Raw genomic sequence first — 18,111 nt, forward strand, 5'->3', positions numbered from 1 at the left:
GGGCGCGCAGCGGTTGCAGCCCAGGCCCCGGTCAGGCGGTGTGCCCCGGGTCAGGCCGCATTGTGGGCTTGGCGCCGCAGCCACGCAAGCCACGCCAGGGCCATGCCCGTGAGGGCCACCGGCACCAGCGAACCCACGTTCAGCCACTGCCAGCCCTGGGTGGTGACGAGGGCGCCCGAGGCGAAAGACGTGACCGCCATGGTGGCAAAAACAAAAAAGTTGATGGCAGCCTGTGCGCGGTCTTTTTCCTCAGGCCTGTAGGCTTGAAGCGACAGCGTGGTGCTGCCCGTGAACAGGAAGTTCCAGCCCACCCCCAGCAAAAACAGCGCGATCAGGAACTGGTGCAGGTCCACGCCCGAGAGCGCAATGGCAATGCAGGCGATGTTGAGCACCACGCCCACGCCCATGATGGTCAGGACCCCGAAGCGCTTGATCAGGTGGCCGGTGAAGAAGCCCGGCGCAAACATGCCGATCACATGCCACTCCAGCACCAGCGCGGCGTCGTCAAATTCAAAGCCGCACACCTGCATGGCCAGCGGCGTGGCCGCCATCAGCAGGTTCATCACGCCGTAGCCCAGCGCGGCCCCGGCGGTGGCCACCATGAACACGGGCTGACGCATGATGACCGACAGCGGGCGACCCGGGTCGGCGTTGGCCTTCTTGGGCGGCAGCGGTGGAAATTTCAGAAACGCCATGACCGCCATCGACAGCAAGGCCACCACGGCCAGCGCCAGGTAGGCGCCGGCAAACGGCACGTCAAACAGGCTGCGGGTGCGGCTGGCCAGGTTGGGCCCCAGCACCGCGCCCACCAGGCCGCCAGCCAGCACCAGCGACACCGCTTTTTCACGGAAGTCCGGCGCGCTCAGTTCGGCCGCGGCAAAGCGGTACAGCTGGCCGTTGGCGCTGTAGTACCCCGCGATCACAGTGGCGCTTACCAGCAGCCAGAAGTTTTTGTCGATCGCGGCCCAGAAGCACAGCAAGGCCGACGCAAATGCCACCAGCAGGCCGATCTGGAACGAAGCCTTGCGACCATAGGCGCTTTGGGTGCGCGCCACCAGCGGTGTGGACAAGGCACCGCCCACCACATAGCCCATCACCGGCAAGGTGGCCATCCAGCCCAGCGGCGCCAGCGACAAGCCCACCAGCCCGTTGATGGCGATGAACACCACGTTGTTGGTGAGAAACAGGCCTTGCGCGGCGGCCAGCAGCCAGAGGTTTTTATTCATAAGCGGGTGTTTATACAACCACCCGCTGTGGCAAGGTGTCCGGTGCGGGTCTGCGGCCGGTGGGACCGCTTCAGTGGGCGGCGAGCACCAAGGCCGCCAGCGCAGCGGTTTCGGCGCGCAGCACGCGTGGGCCCAGCGTGACCGGCACAAACCCGGCCGACCGGGCTGCAGCATCTTCGCTGGGGCTCAAGCCCCCTTCGGGTCCGCTGAGAAACACCACCGGTGCGTTCGCCGGCTGGCTCGCCAGCACCGTGGCCAGCGGCTGCGAGCCTTCAGCCAGTGACAGCACGCAACGCAACACCGGCGCTGCGGGGTCGGTGCTGGGTGTGCTCTTGAGCCATGCGGCCAGCTCGGCCACCGGCAGCACGCTGGGCACCCGGTTGCCGCCGCACTGTTCGCACGCGGCGGTGGCCACGGCTTGCCAGTGCGCTTGCTTTTTGGTGGCGCGCTCGCCGCTCAGGCGCAGCACGCTGTGCGCGGTGTGCAGGGGTTGCAGGCTGGCCACGCCCAGCTCGGTGGCTTTTTCCACCAGCCAGTCCATGCGGTCGTTGGCGGGCATGCCCATGGCCAGGTGCACGCGGCGCGCGGGTTCGCATTCACGGGGCTGGTGGCTGTCCACGCGCACCGCCACGTCCGAGCGGCCCATGCGCAGGATGGTGGCGCTGTGTTCGCCGCCCTCGCCGTTGAACAGCGTGATGACGCCACCGGGCTGCAGGCGCAGCACCTGCACATGGCGGGCTGCCGCAGCAGGCAGCTCCAGTTCGGTACCGATGACCAGCGGGACGGGGCAGTGAAAGCGCGGCATGTTGGTGTGCTCAGACGCGGCCGAAGGCGTAGCCCGAGGCGGCCTCAAAGCCTTCCACCTGGTCGATCACTTTCAGAAACGGACCCAGCTCGCGGTAGCGGTGCGTGGTGTTCCGTATGTAGTGGATGAAGCGGGGCGTGTCGGCCAGGTATTTGGGCTTGCCGTCGCGCAGCGTGAGCCGCGCGAAGATGCCGGCCACTTTCAAATGGCGCTGCAAGCCCATCCACTCCACGGCGCGGTAGAAGGCGCCGAAGTCGCTGTGCCAGTCTTCAAAGTCCATCAGCCCGGCCTTGCGCGCCTTTTCCCAGTAACGGATGGTGATGTCGATTACGAAGTCTTCGTCCCAGGTCAGGAAGGCATCGCGCATGAGACTGGCGATGTCGTAGGTGATGGGGCCATACACCGCGTCCTGGAAATCGAGCACGCCGAGTTGCTGGGCCGGGGTGCTGCCGGGCTGGGCGGGGATCATCAAGTTGCGCGGCATGAAGTCGCGGTGCACGTAGACGCTGGGTGCGGCCAGATTGCGCTTGACGATGCTGTCGAACGCCTTGGCCAGCGTTTCGGCGTCTTTGCCTTGCAGCGCGGTCTGGCGGTGTTGGGCCAGGTACCAGTCGGGGAACAGCTGCAGCTCGCGGCGCAGCAGCGGCTCGTCGTAGGCTGGCAGCACGCCGGGCTTGGACGCCAGCTGCCAGGCCAGCAGCGCGTCCAGCGCCTGCATGTAGCGCGCGTGGTTGGCGGCAGGGCTGTCCGGCTGTATTTGCTCCATCATGGTCTGCGTGCCCAGGTCGGGCAGAAGCATGAAGCCCAGCGGCTCGTCCCAGGCCAAAATCTGAGGCACCAGCAGGCCGGCGTCCTGCATCAGGCCGGCCACGTGCACGAAGGGCCGGCAGTTTTCTTTGTCGGGCGGTGCATCCATGACGATGCGGCTGGCGCCGTCGGCCGTGTCCACCCGCAGGTAGCGGCGAAAGCTGGCGTCGGCCGAGGCCGGGCGCAGTGTGGCGGGCAGCAGGCCCTGGGCGCCGGCCAGGCGGTGCAGCCAGGCGTTGAAGGCGGTTTCGCGCTGGGGGTCGGCCCACGCAACAAGGGGTTGGATCGGGGTCATGGGAGTGGGCAAGTGCACAGCGACAGCCGCTGTGTGGGCATAGGATAATCGCCGCAGATTCTACAAACCCGTGTCGGGCGGTCCGTGGGCGCCACAATGGGCTCCGCAAGCCGCTTTCACCCTGCGTCTGTCCCGCCAGCCTACCGCTGACCTTTGAACTTTTCAGGCTCTGCTGCCGCGGGTCCGCCCCACTCACCCTCTGAGTCCAACGCCTTGAACCGCCGCACCGCACCGCCGGTCCCTGCCCTTGTGGCCGGGAAATCCCTTGAAACCTGCTTTGTGCAGGCGCCGGTGGCGCGCGCCGTGCGGGGCTTGCTCGCCTGGCTGGCGCTGGGTGCCCTGGCTGCGCCGGGCCTGCTGTGGGCCCAGTCGGGCGACGGCGACGAAGCCTTGCCCCCTGGGGCGCAATTGCAGTCCAGCCCGCTGCTGCAAGAAAACTTGCCCAAAGCGGTGCAAGGCCAGTTGCCCACCTTCGTGTCGGGTGATCGACTGTCGGGCCAGACCGATGGGCTGGTGGTCATTGAAGGCGGTGCCGAGCTGCGCCGCCACGGCACCGTGATCCGCGCCGACCGGCTGGAATTTGATCAGACCACCAACGATGCGCGTGCCGCAGGCCATGTGCTTATCAACCGCAGCGGCAACCGGTTTGAGGGCCCTGAGCTGCAGATCAACGTGGAAACCAGCCGGGGCACCTTTGTGCAACCAGCCTTTTCGCTGCTGAAAAACGGCGGGCAGGGCGATGCCAGCCGCATCGAATTTTTGGACGAAGACCAGATGGCGGCGCACGACGCCCGCTATTCCACCTGCCCGCGCACACCGGGCCAGAAATGGATGCCCGACTGGCTGGTGCGCGCCAGCCGCATCGACCTGGACAACGCCGAAGAAGTTGGCACGGCCACCGCTGGCGTGCTCGAATTCAAGGGTGTTCCCATTCTGGGCGCGCCGTACCTGAGCTTTCCGCTCACCGACAAGCGCAAGTCCGGTGTGTTGCCGCCCACCATCAACATCGACAACATCAGCGGCCTGGAACTGACGCTGCCGTATTACCTGAACCTGGCGCCCAACCTCGACGCCACGCTCTACCCCACCTTCATGAGCAAGCGGGGCGTGGACCTGGGCGGCGAGTTTCGTTACCTGGAGCCCAGCTACAGCGGTGAGGTGCGCGCCGCGTTCATGCCGTCTGACCGCTTGCGCAACAGCAACCGCTGGGGCTATTCGGTGCAGCACAACCACCGGCTGCAAGAGCAGGCCGGTGTGCGCCTGCTGGGGCTGGACAACCCGGTGGGCCTGCGCCTGAACCTCAACCGCGTGAGCGACGACGATTACTGGCGCGATTTTCCACGTTCCAGCACCTCGCTGACCTCGCGCCTGCTGGCGAGCGAAGCGGTGTTGAACTGGGGGCGTGGGCCCTGGTCGGTCGAGGCGGGCGCCTACCAGTGGCAAACCCTGCAAGACCTGGAAGCGCCCATCACACCGCCTTACGACCGCCTGCCTTCGCTGGCCGTGCGTTATGCGCGCAACGACGCCACCATTGGCGGGCTGGGAGGCTGGGACTGGTCGGTGCGCACCGAGATGACCCGCTTCAGGGCCGACGCGGTGGTGGCGGCACCGGACCGGCAAAACGGCACCCGCAGCCTCGCCTTGGGCGAGATCAGCCGCAACTGGCAGTCGCCCGGCGGTTACGTGAAACCGCGCGTGCAGTTGCACGCTGCCCACTACCGGCTGGACGATGCGCTCATGACAGGCAGCCGGAGCGCCTCGCGCGTGGTGCCCACCGTCAGCGTGGACAGCGGGCTCGTGTTTGAGCGCAACGCCAGCTACTTCGGGCGCACCTTCACCCAGACGCTGGAGCCAAGGGCTTTTTTCACCTGGACGCCTTACCGCGATCAGGCACTGCTGCCGAACTACGACTCAGCCGCCAACGATTTCAACTTCGCATCGATTTACACCGAAAACGCCTTTGGCGGCAACGACCGCATTTCGGACACGCGCGCCCTCACCGTGGGCGCCAGTTCGCGCCTGCTGGACCCCAACACCGGTGCCGAGGTGGTGCGTCTGGGCATTGCGCAGCGCTTTTTGCTGCGCGACCAGGCCGTGGTGCTGCCCAATGCTGTGGGTCTGCCAGGCGGCGACCCGCTGCTGGAGCGCCTGAGCGACGTGCTGGTGGGCGGGCGCATTCAGTGGAATCCGAGCTGGTCCATGGACGCCAACGTGCAGTTCAACCCCAAAGAGCGCGAGTCGGTGCGCACCACCCTGAGCGCGCGCTACACGCCCAGCAAATACCGCGTGCTAAGCACCGCCTACCGCCTGCAGCGCGGCAGCAGCGAGCAGTTCGACATGGGCTGGCAGTGGCCGCTGAACGACCTGTGGGCGACCCCCGTGCGCAACGGTGTACCTGGCCAGGCCCTGGGTGCCGGGCAGTGGTACAGCGTGGGCCGTATCAACTACAGCGTGCCCGACCGCAAGATCGTCGATCTGGTCGCCGGCTTTGAGTACGATGCGGGTTGTTGGCTGGGCCGTGTGGTGCTTGAGCGGCTGCAGCGCAGCAGCGCCAGTGCGAACCAACGCATCCTGTTTCAACTCGAATTCTCAGGCTTCTCCCGCATCGGGTCCAATCCGCTGAAGACGCTCAAGGAAAACGTGCCCCGCTACCAGTACCTGCGAGAAGAAATCAACCCGCCGAGCCGGTTCCAACAATATGACTGATCACCTCCTGTTTGCAGCCCGCCCGTCCCGCCTGGCCGTCTTGCTGCTGTGCGCGCCCCTGGTATGGGGCGGTGTGGCCACAGCGCAGACCTTGCGCTCCTCAACCCAGCTCAGCTCTTTGCGCAGCGTGTTGCCCACCGGGCCACAGACCGCCGACTTCATCGTCGCGCTGGTTAACTCGGAGCCGGTGACCAACAACGAGGTGCGCCAGCGCATGTTGCGCGTGGAACAGCAACTGACGCAGCAAGGTGCTGCCATGCCGGCGCGCGACGAGTTGGCTCGCCAGGTGCTAGAGCAACTGGTGAGTGAGCGCGCACAACTGCAACAGGCCACTGAAATGGGGTTGCGCGTGGACGAGGCCACGCTGCTGCAAGCCGAGCAATCCATTGCCGAGCAAAACCAGCTGAGCCTAGAAGACTTCCGCCGCCGTGTCGCGGCGCAGGGCACGGACCTCAACCGCCTGCGCAACGACCTGCGCAACCAGATCCTGCTGCAGCGGGTGCGCGAACGCGAGGTCGAGTCCCGCGTGCGCGTCACCGAGTCCGACATCGACGATTTCATCCGGGAAAAGCAGAACAACGTCGACCCCGGCCAGCTCACGCTGAACCTCGCGCATGTGTTGGTGCTGGTGCCCGAAGGCGCCAGCGAAGCGCGCGTGCGTGAACTGCAAGCACGTGCCCAGGCCTTGGCCGACCGCGCCCGCAGCGGATTTGACTTTGCTGCCCTGGCCCGCGAGTACTCGGACGCGCCCGAGCGCGCCAACGGGGGGGTGTTCGGCATGCGCCCGGCCGACCGCCTGCCCACGCTGTTTGTCGAAGCGGTTCAGCGGGTGCCTGCGGGTGGCATCGCCGGGCCGTTTCGCAGCCCCGCCGGTTTTCATGTGCTAAAGGTGCTGGAAAAGAGCCAGGCCGGTTTGCCCGATGTGGTGGTCACCCAGACCCGTGCACGGCACATCTTGTTGCGCATCAGCCCGCAACTCAGCCAAGACGCTGCCGTGGCAAGGCTCAGCCAGTTCCGCGGGCAAGTCGTCAGCGGGCAGGCCAGCTTTCCGGCGCTGGCCCGCGAACACAGCCAGGACGGATCGGCCCGCGAAGGTGGCGATCTCGGCTGGGCCAACCCAGGGCAGTTTGTGCCCGAGTTCGAAGAAGCGATGAACGCCCTGCGCCCAGGAGAGGTTTCGCAGCCCCTCGTGTCGCGCTTTGGCGCGCACCTGATCCGGGTGGATGAGCGGCGAGACAACACCCTGAGCCAGCGCGAACAGCGCGAAGTGGTCCGCAGCCTGGTGCGTGAGCAAAAGGCCGAAGAGGCGTTGCAAAGCTGGGCCCAGGACGTGCGCAGCCGCGCTTTTGTCGAATACCGCGAAGCACCCAAACCGTGATGCCAGCCGCCGCCAGCCTCGGGCGCACCACATGAAGCACATTGCCCGCAAACGCTTTGGCCAGCACTTCCTGACCGATCGCGCCATCATCGGCGCCATCGTGGACGCCATTGGCCCGCAGCCCGGCGATGCCATGGTTGAAATTGGTCCCGGCCTGGCCGCCATGACGCAGCCCCTGGTTGAGCGCCTGGGGCACCTCACTGTCATCGAACTCGATCGCGACCTCGCCGCCCGCTTGCGCAGCCACGCGCAGCTGGAAGTGATCGAGTCGGACGTGCTCAAGGTCGACTTCACCGCCCTGGCCAACCGCCTGAACCCTGCGGATGGTCAGAAGCTGCGTGTGGTGGGCAACTTGCCCTACAACATTTCCACGCCCATTCTGTTTCACCTGCTCGACCACGTGGCGGTGGTCCAAGACCAGCACTTCATGCTGCAAAAGGAAGTGATCGACCGCATGGTGGCCAGCCCGGCCTCGTCCGATTACAGCCGCCTGTCGGTCATGCTGCAATGGCGCTACGCCATGGACAACGTGCTGTTTGTGCCGCCGGAGAGCTTCGACCCACCACCCCGGGTCGACAGTGCCATCGTGCGCATGGTGCCGCTCGCCGAGCCGCCGGCCGTGGATATCCGTCTGTATGGCGAACTGGTGCAGACCGCCTTCAGCCAGCGCCGCAAGATCCTGCGCAACACGCTGGGCAAATGGCTGGAAGCCCGCGGCTTTTCTGGCCAGTTCGATGTCCAGCGCCGCGCTGAAGAAGTTCCGGTGCACGAATACGTTGCTCTGGCCTTGGCCGTTCAGCAGATACCCGCAAACATGCAGGCGTGAAAAAGCCGCTGCGACAGCAGCGGCTGAATTCCAACCAGGGCACCTCGGAACTGGCTTTGCCCGGCCGCCAGTGCCGACCCTCTGTGGGGGTGACGCCAAAGGCAGCGCTGGGGGTGTAGCCTTTAAGCTGCGGCCAGCCAGTACCCGGCGTTGAACGGGCTGCTCATGCGCAGTGCCATAGGGCTCACGTCAAGCAGCTTGTCGGTGGGCATCGGCTCTTCGCTTTGCACTTCAATCGGTTCTTCGCCCTTGGGCGTGCGGGCCACCGAGAACGAGTAGAAGCAGCGGAACGGAATCTTGCGGTCGCTCCAGTAGTCGGCGGCGTCGCGGAAGATATCGAGCAGTTGCTCGCGTGCTTCCTTGTCGAACTTGGTGTGGGCGGGAATATGCTCCAGCACCACGATAAAACCCGTCTGCGGCCCCGACTTGTGGACCATGTCGGTCATACAGTCGTACAGCGCGTCGAAGTTTTTGCCGAAGTGTGCGGGCAAGGTGTATTGAGCTGCGATCAACTCCAGCACGTCCTGTTTGCTTTGGGCTTTCGCCAGGTTGGCATACAGGAAGTGATGGCCCAATTGCTCGGCCGAAGCCTGCAGGTCTTTCACGCCATAGGCGCGAATCGACTGAACGATATTGGGGCGTACGTTACGAAGTGGCGTGTCCATCTCCGCGTCTCTTTCAAAGGTCAAAGTTAAAAATCCACTCACCACCTAAGCTCACTGCACGATCAGCCTGAAGCTGCTGTAGTGGTCTTCGGTGTAATAACACGCATCAGGAACCCGGGGCTTCAGCCCGCCGCACACAATTCGCCGGGCACCCCGATGGCTCAGGCCCGGCGTGGGTACGGTGTATTCACGGTAAAAACCCCGCTTTTGGCTTGGCAGCAAACGCTCGCGGTTACCAAACACGGTGCCGTCTTTCTCGTACCGGAACGGCCCACCTTCGCGGATCTGTTCCATCACCTGCCGACCTTGCGGGGGCAAACCGGACCACGTCAGCACAGCGGTCGACGTGTCGAGCGGTGACGGGGGCACTGGTGCCCGAGCTTGCACCAACAAGGTGCTCAGCGTTCCCGTCAACGCCACGGCCACCACGAGTCCAAGAACCCGTTTGACGCGCCAGCTGTGTGTCCGGATCTGTTTCAGACCCATGAAATTCCCTGCTCCTGATGCAATCAACCCGCCACCGATACCAGCCAAAAGTCGCTAAAAAGCGCCTTTTGACCCCGTGCCGGATGGGCGGGTTAACCCTGAAATTCAAGTGTGCTAGTGTGCCTGAGTCGTTACAAAAATGCAAGCTGATGCTGAATAAACAGGCAGGGCGCCGGTGAGAAATGTGTTGAAAAGTTAGCGCTTGCTTTTTCTAAAGCGATCAGCGGGCCACGTTGGCTTCGGCCACGGTCAAGGCGGTCATGTTCACGATGCGGCGCACGGTGGCGCTGGCCGTGAGAATGTGCACAGGCTTGGCCACGCCGAGCAACATCGGGCCAATGGCGATATTGCCGCCAGCCGCCGTTTTGAGCAGGTTGTAGGCGATGTTGGCTGCGTCGATGTTGGGGCAGACCAGCAGGTTGGCGTCGCCCTTGAGGGCAGAGCGCGGCATCATGGCCAGCCGGGCTTCGGCATCCAGTGCCACATCACCGTGCATTTCGCCGTCCACTTCCAGCCACGGTGCATCTTTTTGGAGGATGGCCAGGGTCTGGCGCATTTTGACCGCGCTGGGCTGGTTGCTCGAACCAAAGTTGGAGTGCGACAGCAGGGCAGCCTTGGGTGTGATGCCAAAGCGCATCATTTTGCGTGCGGCCATCTGCGTGATTTCGGCCAGCTGCTCGGCGGTGGGGTCGTAGTTGATGTGGGTGTCCACCAGGAACACCTGGCGCCCGGGCAGCATCAGCGCGTTCATGGCGGCGTAGCAGTTGGCGTTTTCGCGTTTGCCAATCACCTGGTCGACGTAGTCCAGGTGCAGCTGGGTGTTGCCCCAGGTGCCGCAGATCACGCCATCCACGTCGCCGCGGCGCAGCAGCATGGAACTGATGAGCGTGAGCCGGCGGCGCATTTCGATCTTGGCCAGCTGCTCGGTCACGCCACGGCGTTCCATGATCTGGTGGTAGTTCTGCCAGAGTTCGCGGTAGCGGTGGTCTTGTTCGACGTTGACCACGTCGTAGTCCAGCTCTTCTTTCAGGCGCAGGCCAAATTTTTCGATGCGCTCGGCGATGACGGCCGGGCGGCCGATCAGCGTGGGGCGGGCGAGGTTTTCGTCCACCACGATCTGGCAGGCGCGCAGCACGCGCTCTTCTTCGCCCTCTGCGTAGGCCACGCGCTTGCGGGTCGCGGTTTTGGCCGCCGCATAGATGGGCTTCATGATGGTGCCCGAGGCAAACACGAAGCTCTGCAGCTTTTCGCGGTAGGCCGCCATGTCGGTGATGGGGCGCAGCGCCACGCCGCTGTCGGCCGCAGCCTGGGCCACGGCGGGGGCGATCTTCATCATCAAGCGCGGGTCAAACGGTTTGGGGATGAGGTATTCGGGGCCAAAGGCCAGCTTTTCACCGGCGTAGGCAGCGGCCACCACTTCGCTTTGCTCGGCCTGCGCCAGCTCGGCAATGGCGTGCACCGCGGCAATCTCCATCTCGTCGGTGATGGTGGACGCACCTGCGTCCAGCGCGCCGCGGAAGATGTAGGGGAAGCACAGGACGTTGTTGACCTGGTTCGGGTAGTCAGAGCGGCCAGTGGCCATGATGGCGTCGTCGCGCACGGCCTTCACGTCTTCGGGCTGGATTTCCGGGTTGGGGTTGGCCAGCGCAAAGATCAGCGGGCGCGCTGCCATTTTGGCCACCATGTCTTTCTTCAGCACGCCGCCGGCCGACAGGCCCAAGAACACGTCAGCACCTTCAATCGCTTCGCTCAGGGTTCGCTGGTCGGTCTTCTGGGCAAAAACGATCTTGTCCTCGTCCATCAGCTCGGTGCGGCCCTCATACACGACGCCGGCCAGGTCGGTGACCCAGATGTTTTCACGCGGAATGCCCAGCTTGACCAACAGGCCCAGGCAGGCGAGCGCGGCAGCGCCAGCGCCGGAGGTGACGAGCTTGATGGTTTTGGGGTCTTTGCCGGCCACTTTCAGGCCGTTGAAAATGGCCGCGCCCACCACGATGGCGGTGCCGTGCTGGTCGTCGTGAAAGACCGGAATCTTCATGCGCTCGCGCAGCTTGCGCTCCACATAGAAGCAGTCGGGTGCCTTGATGTCTTCCAGGTTGATGCCGCCGAAGGTGGGTTCGAGCGAGGCAATGATGTCGACCAGTTTGTCGGGGTCTTTTTCGTTGATTTCGATGTCGAACACGTCAATGCCCGAGAACTTCTTGAACAGCACCGCCTTGCCTTCCATCACCGGCTTGGCCGCCAGCGGGCCAATGTCACCCAGGCCCAGCACGGCGGTGCCGTTGGTGATGACGGCCACCAGGTTGCCCCGGCTGGTGTATTTGAAGGCGTTGTTGGGGTCGGCCACGATCTCTTCGCAGGGCGCGGCCACGCCGGGCGAGTAGGCCAGCGCCAGGTCGCGCTGGTTGGTGAGCTGCTTGGTGGCGGCAATCGCCAGTTTGCCGGGCGTGGGGAACTCGTGGTATTCGAGCGCGGCCCGCTTGAGTTCGGCGCGCTTGTTCTCTTTGTTTTCCGGGGTCATGGGCTTGTCTCCTGACGAATCAATTTATTGCAATGTGAAAGCGTGTTGCGCATTCTAAATCTTCGGGTGGGAAAACCCCAGTCCGTAGAAGTGCGTAGCAGTTCATGCGGCCATGACATTTTCAGTGGGAATCGCCCTCCCGGTGGAAACGGTGCGGGATTCGGGACCGTTCACAAGGGGGTTGTTTGTACCTGGGCAAACAGCTGTTGGGCGTCTTCTTTGCAGCACAAGCCCGTGCTGACGCTGAGCAGTGCCGCCGAGCCCGCTGCCACGCCCCAGGCAAAGGCCTCGGTCAGCGGGCGGTGGTGTTGCATCGCCCAGACCATGCCGCCCACGAAGCTGTCGCCCGCCCCCACGGCGCTGGCCACTTGGATGGGCAGTGGCGGTGCGTTCCAGGCGCCGTCGCGCGTGACCAGCAGGGCACCCAGATGCCCCAGTGTGAGCGCCACCACCTGGGCTTGGCCACTTTCCACCAGGACACGCGCGGCGGCATGCCACTGGTCGGGCGTGTCCAGCGTTTGGCCGCACAGCTCGGCCAGTTCGCGCAGGTTGGGCTTGACGAGGTACACGCCCTCGGTGAGCGCTGCGGCCAGCGCTGGGCCGGCGGTGTCGAGCACCAGCCGCGCGCCGCGCTTGCGGCACAGGCGCGCCAGCCGGGCGAAAAAGTCGGTGGGCACGCCGGGAGGCAGGCTGCCGCTGGCCACCAGCAGGTCGGGGAAGTCGGGCATGGCTTCCAGCTGGCTCAGGCAGGCCTGCCACTCGGCTTCGCTCAACGTGGGGCCGGGCATCACGAACCGGTATTCGGCGCCCGTGGTGTGTTCGTGCACCGTGAAGCTGACGCGGGTTTCACCGGCAATCGGCAGGAACACGCCGTGCATGCCTTCTTGCGCCATGCGGGCCTGCAGCCACTGGCCCGACGAGCCACCGGTGGGGCACAGCGCGGTGCACTGACCGCCCATGCGCTCGAGCACACGCGCCACGTTGATGCCGCCCCCGCCCGCGTCATGCAGCGTGTCGGTGCAGCGCAGCTTGTGGGTGGGCACCACGCGCTCGGTCTCGGTTGACAGGTCAACCGAAGGGTTCATGGTGAGGCACAGGACGCGCAGGGGGGCTGTTGGCTTGGACATGCGGTGTTTCTACCGCAAAACACCCTGCTGGCGAGCGGATTCAGCGCAGGTGTTTGAGGCGCTTGGCCGCAAAGGCGTCTAGCACGCTCAGGCCACGCACGCCGGGCGCCAGCGTGAAAGGCTGGCCAGCTTCAATAGGGCCCGTTTGCACCACCGCTAGGTAAAAACCGGGGCAGGCGTGTTCCATCATCAGCCGCCCGGCCTGTGGCAGGCCCATCACGGCGTTGAGCTTGTAGCAGGGCTCGCGCGGGGCCGTTACGCGCAGCACGCAGTTGGGGAAATGCAGGGTGTCGCCGATCCACACCTCGCGTTCCATCAGCCCGGCCAGGCTCAGGTTTTCGCCCATGAAGCCGGGCGGCAGGGCCTCATGGAACAGACTGGCGCCCTGTTCAAGCCGCTGTGCCTGCCAAAAGGCTCCGTGTTCGGTGGGGTAGGCGTACACCGCCTTGTCCAGGCCACCGTGCACGCTGGGATCGGCCTGCTCGTCGCCCTGCAGCCCCAGCCGGCCTACGCTGACTGGGCCTGGCACCGCGGTTTTGCCCATGGCCGACAGAACGTTGCGGTGGCCCACCCGCAGCGGGCGGGCGGTACCGGTGTTGACGCTGAGAACGCGCACCGTTTCAGCCGCGCATCAGCGCTTCAATTTCGTCGGCCTGCACCGGCACGCCGCGGCTGATGAGTTCGCAGCCGGTTTCGGTCACGATGGCATCGTCTTCAATGCGGATGCCGATGTTCCAGAACCCGCGCGGGATGCGGTCGCTGGGGCGCACATACAGGCCAGGCTCGATGGTGAGTGCCATGCCGGGGCGCAAGATGCGGCTGGGCCGATCCTTGATGGTTTCACCACTCAGCGGGTCTTTGCGTTCGCTCACCGTGCCCAGCTCGGAGGGCTCCACGTAGCTGCCGCAATCGTGCACGTCCATGCCCAGCCAGTGGCCAGTGCGGTGCATGTAGTGGGCGAAATAGTGGCGGTGTTCTATGGCGTCTTCCAGCGTACCCACCTGGTGTTTGTCCAGCAAGCCCAGGTCGAGCATGCCTTGCGTGAGTACTTTCACGGTGGCTTCATGCGGGTCCACAAAGCGGGCGCCGGGTTTTGTTGCCGCAATGGCCGCCTCTTGCGAAGCCAGCACCAGGTCGTACAGCGCGCGCTGCGGGCCGCTGAAGCGGCCGTTGGCCGGGAAGGTGCGGGTGATGTCCGAGGCATAGCCGTCGAGCTCGCAGCCGGCGTCTATCAGCACCAGCTCGCCGTCGCGAATCGGCGCGTTGTCGGCCCGGTAGTGCAGCACGCAGGCGTTGGCGCCTGCGGCCACGATGCTGCTGTAGGCCGGGTATTGCGAGCCGTGCTGGCGAAATTCGTGCAGCAGCTCGGCGTCCAGGTGGTATTCGCGCACGTCTTGCCCGGCGCGCAGCATGGCGGCGCTGCGCTGCATGGCGCGGATGTGGGCGCGCGCGCTGATCTGCGCGGCGCGGCGCATGATGCCCTGCTCGTGCGCGTCCTTGATCAGCCGCATTTCATCGAGCACACCGCACAGATCGCGCTGCACCTCGGGGCACAGCGCACCGTAGCGCACGCGGGCACGCACCCCCTGCAGCCAGCCGTCAACCCGGCCTTCCAGGCCTTTGTGGGTGGCAAATGGGTACCACACGGTGTGGCGGTTTTCCAGCAGCCGAGGCAGGCGCTGGTCCAGTTCGGTGACCGAAAACGCTTGGCTCACGCCCAGGTGGCTGGGCGCGGCTTCGGGTCCCATTCGGATGCCGTCCCAGATTTCGCGCTCCAGGTCTTTGGGCTGGCAAAACAGCGTGGTTTCGCCGTCGGCGGTGATCACCAGCCAGGCGTTGGGCTCGGTGAAACCGGTCAGGTAACAAAAGTAGCTGTCGTGCCGGAACAGGAACTCGCTGTCCCGGTTGCGCGAGCGCTCGGGCGCAGTGGGCACGATGGCAATGCCGCCGGCACCCAGTTGGGCGGCCACGCGGGCGCGGCGCTCGGCGTACAGATGGAAGTGGGTGGTGGTGTCCATGGACGCCATTGTCTGACTTTTGCCGAAGCCCTGCGTGGTCTGCCCCAGAGCGCCTGCAGAGCCGGCTTGCCGGGCAGCCAGTGGCACCTCCTTGGGGAGACACCGCAGGCGGTGCGGGGGGGTTATCCCAGCGCTTTCAGGCGTTCGGGTGTGCCCACATCGGTCCACGCACCGGTGTAAAGCTCGGCGCTCACCTGCCCGGCGTCCATGGCCTTGCGCAGCAGCGGCGCCAGCGGCTCGGCCTTGCCCTGCGGGTTGCCCGGAATGGTGTCGCACCATGGGGCTTCAAACAGCGCGCGCCGGTACAGGCCGATGGTGCTGTAGGTGAATTTTTCTTCGGCCTGGTTCAGCGCCAGGCCGGTGGCGCTCAGGCCAAAGTCGCCACGCGGGTTGTGTGGCGGGTTGGGCACCAGCCAGATGTGGGCCAGGTGGCCGTTGTCAACGAAACGCTTCACGCTGCCTTCGGTGAACGCAAAGTCGGGCGCAAACACGTCACCGGCCAGCACCCAGAACACGTCACCCAGCAGCGGCAGTGCGCGCGAAATGCCGCCGGCGGTTTCCAGGGCGTAGCCAAAGTCCTGGCCTTCGTGTGAAAACGCGATGTCGGCGCCCGGCGCTTGCTGCGGCCAGTCGGCATACCGCTGTTCAATCTGTTCACCCAGCCATTCGGTGTTCACCACCACGCGTGAAAAACCGCCGCGCAGCAGCGCTTCCATGGGCCACTGCATCAGTGGTTTGCCCTGCACGGGCAGCAAAGGTTTGGGGGTGTGATCGGTCAGCGGGCGCATGCGCATACCGCGTCCGGCGGCCAGCAGCATGGCGGGAACGGAAGGGGGAGAGGTGCGCAACATAAACAGTCCAGCGGTGAAGTGATCCAGTTGAACTGGAACGGTTGGATTATCTGCGAGCGCTGCATTTTGCCGGCATGCCCGGTCACCGTTTGGGTGATGCCGCTCAACGGCCCGATAAAATCAGTGGTTTGGCGCATTTGCGCCGCCATCCCACTACCCATTGGTCCTCCCCATGTCCGACGCAGCCAGCACCCCAACCAGCACCGCCCCTGTTGAAGCACCAATTGCCGCCCCCGTGGTCGCAGCGGCACCCAGCGTGTCGGCCCAGACCCAGGCCAACGCCATCCGTGCGCTCGCCATGGACGCGGTGCAGGCCGCCAACTCCGGCCACCCCGGCGCGCCCATGGGCATGGCTGACATGGCCGTCGCGCTGTGGGGCCGCCACCTGCGCCACAACCCGACCAACCCCGCCTGGGCCAACCGCGACCGCTTCGTGCTGTCCAACGGCCACGGCTCGATGCTGATCTATGCGCTGCTGCACCTGACCGGCTACAAGCTGCCCATCGGTGAACTGAAAAACTTCCGCCAGCTTGGCAGCAAGACGGCCGGCCACCCCGAAGTCGGCCACACGCCCGGCGTGGAAACCACCACCGGCCCGCTGGGCCAGGGCATCACCAACGCGGTGGGCATGGCGCTGGCTGAGAAGCTGCTGGCGTCCGAGTTCAACCGCGACGGCCACGCCATCGTCGACCACCACACCTACGTCTTCATGGGCGACGGCTGCCTGATGGAAGGCATCAGCCACGAGGCCGTGGCCCTGGCCGGCGCCTGGAAGCTCAACAAGCTGATCGCGCTGTACGACGACAACGGCATCTCTATCGACGGCCAGGTCGCACCCTGGTTCATTGACGACACACCCAAGCGCTTTGAAGCCTGCGGCTGGAACGTGATCCGCGCTGTCGACGGCCACGACGCCGATGCTGTGGACAAAGCGATTGCCGCCGCCAAGAACAGCGCCGACAAGCCGACCCTGATCTGCTGCAAGACCGCCATCGGCAAGGGCAGCCCGAATCGCGCCAACACCGCCAAGGCCCACGGCGAGCCGCTGGGTGCTGAAGAAATCAAGCTCACCCGCGAAGCGCTGGATTGGCCCCACGCCCCGTTCGTGATCCCGAAAAACGTGGTCGCCGCCTGGGACGCCAAAGCCGCTGGCAAGGCCGCGGAAGCCGCCTGGAACACCCAGTTCGCCGCCTACAAGGCCGCCTTCCCCGCCCTGGCCAAAGAGTTTGTGCGCCGCATGAAGGGCGAGCTGCCCAAGCAGTTCCACCAGGTCGCCGTGGACGCCGTGCTCGCGGCCCACACCAAGGCCGAGACTGTGGCGAGCCGCAAGGCCAGCCAGATCGCGCTGGAAGCTTTCACGGCGGCACTGCCCGAGTTGCTGGGTGGCAGCGCCGACCTGACCGGCTCCAACCTCACCAACACCAAGTCCACGCCCAACCTGCGCTTTGATCTGGCGGGCAACGTGGTCAAGAACGAAGCTGGCCAGGGTGGCCGCCACATCAACTACGGCGTGCGCGAATTCGGCATGGCCGCCATCATGAACGGTGTGGCCTTGCACGGCGGTTTCATCCCCTACGGCGGCACCTTCCTCACGTTCTCGGACTACAGCCGCAACGCCATCCGCATGGCCGCGCTGATGAAGCAGCGCGTGATCCACGTGTTCACGCACGACTCCATCGGTCTGGGCGAAGACGGCCCGACCCACCAGTCGGTCGAACACGCCGCCAGCCTGCGTCTGATTCCCAACCTGGACGTCTGGCGTCCGGGCGACACGGCGGAGACCGCCGTGGCCTGGGCCGTGGCCTTGCAAAACAGCAACAAGCCCACCGCGCTGCTGCTGAGCCGCCAGAACCTGCCTTACGCACCCAAGCACGAGCTCGGCGACATCAGCCGTGGTGCCTATGTACTGGCCGAGCCCAGCGAAGTGGGCCTGAAGAAGAAGGCCCAGGCGGTCATCATCGCCACCGGCTCCGAGGTGCAGTTGGCACTCAAGGCACAGGACCTGCTGGCCCGTGCCTACAACATCGCGGTGCGCGTGGTCTCCATGCCCAGCACCACCACGTTTGACCGCCAGGATGCCACCTACAAGGCCGACGTGCTGCCCAAAGGCCTGCCGCGTATCGCGGTGGAAATGGGCTCGACCGACGGCTGGTGGAAATACGGCGTGGCCGCAGTCGTGGGTTTGGACACCTATGGCGAGTCGGCCCCGGCGCCGGTGCTGTTCGAGCACTTCGGTTTCACAGCCCAGAACGTGGCCGACACGGTGCGCACGGTGGTGGCGAAGTGACCACTCCCGCAGCGCTCCGCGCTACCCCCTCAAGGGGGCGGCACTGGCCGTCCGGCAAAGCCGGCCCGGCGGTGCCCCTGGGGTGGCTCTCTTGCGCTGAACTGTTTTCCCTG

General features: G+C 65.3%; 13 protein-coding genes and 1 pseudogene. 4 read left to right on the top strand and 10 right to left on the bottom strand.

The window, feature by feature from the left end; genetic code table 11:
• Nucleotides 1-50 precede the first annotated feature (50 nt).
• The 3 genes from ACTG4K_RS01635 to ACTG4K_RS01645 form a co-directional block, all read right to left on the bottom strand.
• On the bottom strand, nucleotides 51-1,226 hold the full coding sequence (locus tag ACTG4K_RS01635) for an MFS transporter (RefSeq protein WP_439112449.1): 1,176 nt from the start codon (nucleotides 1,224-1,226) through the stop codon (nucleotides 51-53).
• Nucleotides 1,227-1,296: 70 nt separating this feature from the next.
• Nucleotides 1,297-2,031 (bottom strand): 16S rRNA (uracil(1498)-N(3))-methyltransferase, encoded by a 735-nt coding sequence (locus tag ACTG4K_RS01640; RefSeq protein ID WP_439112450.1) that lies wholly within the window; start codon nucleotides 2,029-2,031, stop codon nucleotides 1,297-1,299.
• A gap of 10 nt (nucleotides 2,032-2,041) precedes the next feature.
• Nucleotides 2,042-3,133, bottom strand: coding sequence for an aminoglycoside phosphotransferase family protein (locus tag ACTG4K_RS01645; RefSeq protein WP_439112451.1), 1,092 nt, complete (start codon nucleotides 3,131-3,133; stop codon nucleotides 2,042-2,044).
• Between the two features lie 213 nt (nucleotides 3,134-3,346).
• Here ACTG4K_RS01645 and ACTG4K_RS01650 point away from each other — a divergent pair, with 213 nt between their 5' ends.
• The 3 genes from ACTG4K_RS01650 to rsmA are packed head-to-tail and all read left to right on the top strand — an operon-like array spanning nucleotide 3,347 to nucleotide 8,043.
• Nucleotides 3,347-5,839, top strand: coding sequence for an LPS-assembly protein LptD (locus ACTG4K_RS01650; protein ID WP_439112452.1), 2,493 nt, complete (start codon nucleotides 3,347-3,349; stop codon nucleotides 5,837-5,839).
• Nucleotides 5,832-7,217: a peptidylprolyl isomerase gene (locus ACTG4K_RS01655; protein WP_439112453.1), complete on the top strand. Its 1,386-nt coding sequence runs from the start codon at nucleotides 5,832-5,834 to the stop codon at nucleotides 7,215-7,217. Before ACTG4K_RS01650 ends, ACTG4K_RS01655 begins: the two co-directional genes overlap by 8 nt.
• 31 nt (nucleotides 7,218-7,248) lie before the next feature.
• Nucleotides 7,249-8,043, top strand: a complete 795-nt coding sequence (gene rsmA, locus ACTG4K_RS01660; protein WP_439112454.1) for a 16S rRNA (adenine(1518)-N(6)/adenine(1519)-N(6))-dimethyltransferase RsmA — start codon at nucleotides 7,249-7,251, stop codon at nucleotides 8,041-8,043.
• A 269-nt stretch (nucleotides 8,044-8,312) separates the two neighbouring features.
• Here rsmA and ACTG4K_RS01665 read toward each other — a convergent pair.
• The 7 genes and pseudogenes from ACTG4K_RS01665 to ACTG4K_RS01695 form a co-directional block, all read right to left on the bottom strand.
• Nucleotides 8,313-8,708 (bottom strand): annotated as a pseudogene (locus ACTG4K_RS01665) (barstar family protein); the annotation flags it as partial.
• 51 nt (nucleotides 8,709-8,759) lie between these two features.
• The gene (locus tag ACTG4K_RS01670) at nucleotides 8,760-9,194 is read right to left on the bottom strand and encodes a ribonuclease domain-containing protein (protein WP_439112455.1); all 435 of its coding nucleotides are present in this window, start codon (nucleotides 9,192-9,194) and stop codon (nucleotides 8,760-8,762) included.
• Between the two features lie 220 nt (nucleotides 9,195-9,414).
• The gene (locus ACTG4K_RS01675) at nucleotides 9,415-11,715 is read right to left on the bottom strand and encodes an NADP-dependent malic enzyme (protein WP_439112456.1); all 2,301 of its coding nucleotides are present in this window, start codon (nucleotides 11,713-11,715) and stop codon (nucleotides 9,415-9,417) included.
• Between the two features lie 170 nt (nucleotides 11,716-11,885).
• Nucleotides 11,886-12,842 carry a 1-phosphofructokinase family hexose kinase gene (locus ACTG4K_RS01680; RefSeq protein ID WP_439112457.1) on the bottom strand — a complete coding sequence of 319 codons (957 nt, stop codon included), beginning with the start codon at nucleotides 12,840-12,842 and terminating at the stop codon, nucleotides 11,886-11,888.
• A gap of 40 nt (nucleotides 12,843-12,882) precedes the next feature.
• Nucleotides 12,883-13,458: an MOSC domain-containing protein gene (locus tag ACTG4K_RS01685; RefSeq protein WP_439112458.1), complete on the bottom strand. Its 576-nt coding sequence runs from the start codon at nucleotides 13,456-13,458 to the stop codon at nucleotides 12,883-12,885.
• A gap of 4 nt (nucleotides 13,459-13,462) precedes the next feature.
• Nucleotides 13,463-14,869 carry an aminopeptidase P N-terminal domain-containing protein gene (locus ACTG4K_RS01690; RefSeq protein ID WP_439112459.1) on the bottom strand — a complete coding sequence of 469 codons (1,407 nt, stop codon included), beginning with the start codon at nucleotides 14,867-14,869 and terminating at the stop codon, nucleotides 13,463-13,465.
• A gap of 113 nt (nucleotides 14,870-14,982) precedes the next feature.
• Nucleotides 14,983-15,711, bottom strand: coding sequence for a nucleotidyltransferase family protein (locus tag ACTG4K_RS01695; RefSeq protein ID WP_439112460.1), 729 nt, complete (start codon nucleotides 15,709-15,711; stop codon nucleotides 14,983-14,985).
• Nucleotides 15,712-15,883: 172 nt separating this feature from the next.
• On the opposite strand from ACTG4K_RS01695, the gene tkt reads away from it, so the two are divergent.
• Entirely contained in the window at nucleotides 15,884-17,998 is a 2,115-nt protein-coding gene (tkt, locus tag ACTG4K_RS01700) for a transketolase (protein WP_439112461.1), read from the top strand.
• Nucleotides 17,999-18,111: the final 113 nt, after the last annotated feature.

Source organism: Hydrogenophaga sp. (genome assembly GCF_965657535.1).
Lineage (GTDB): Bacteria > Pseudomonadota > Gammaproteobacteria > Burkholderiales > Burkholderiaceae_C > Hydrogenophaga.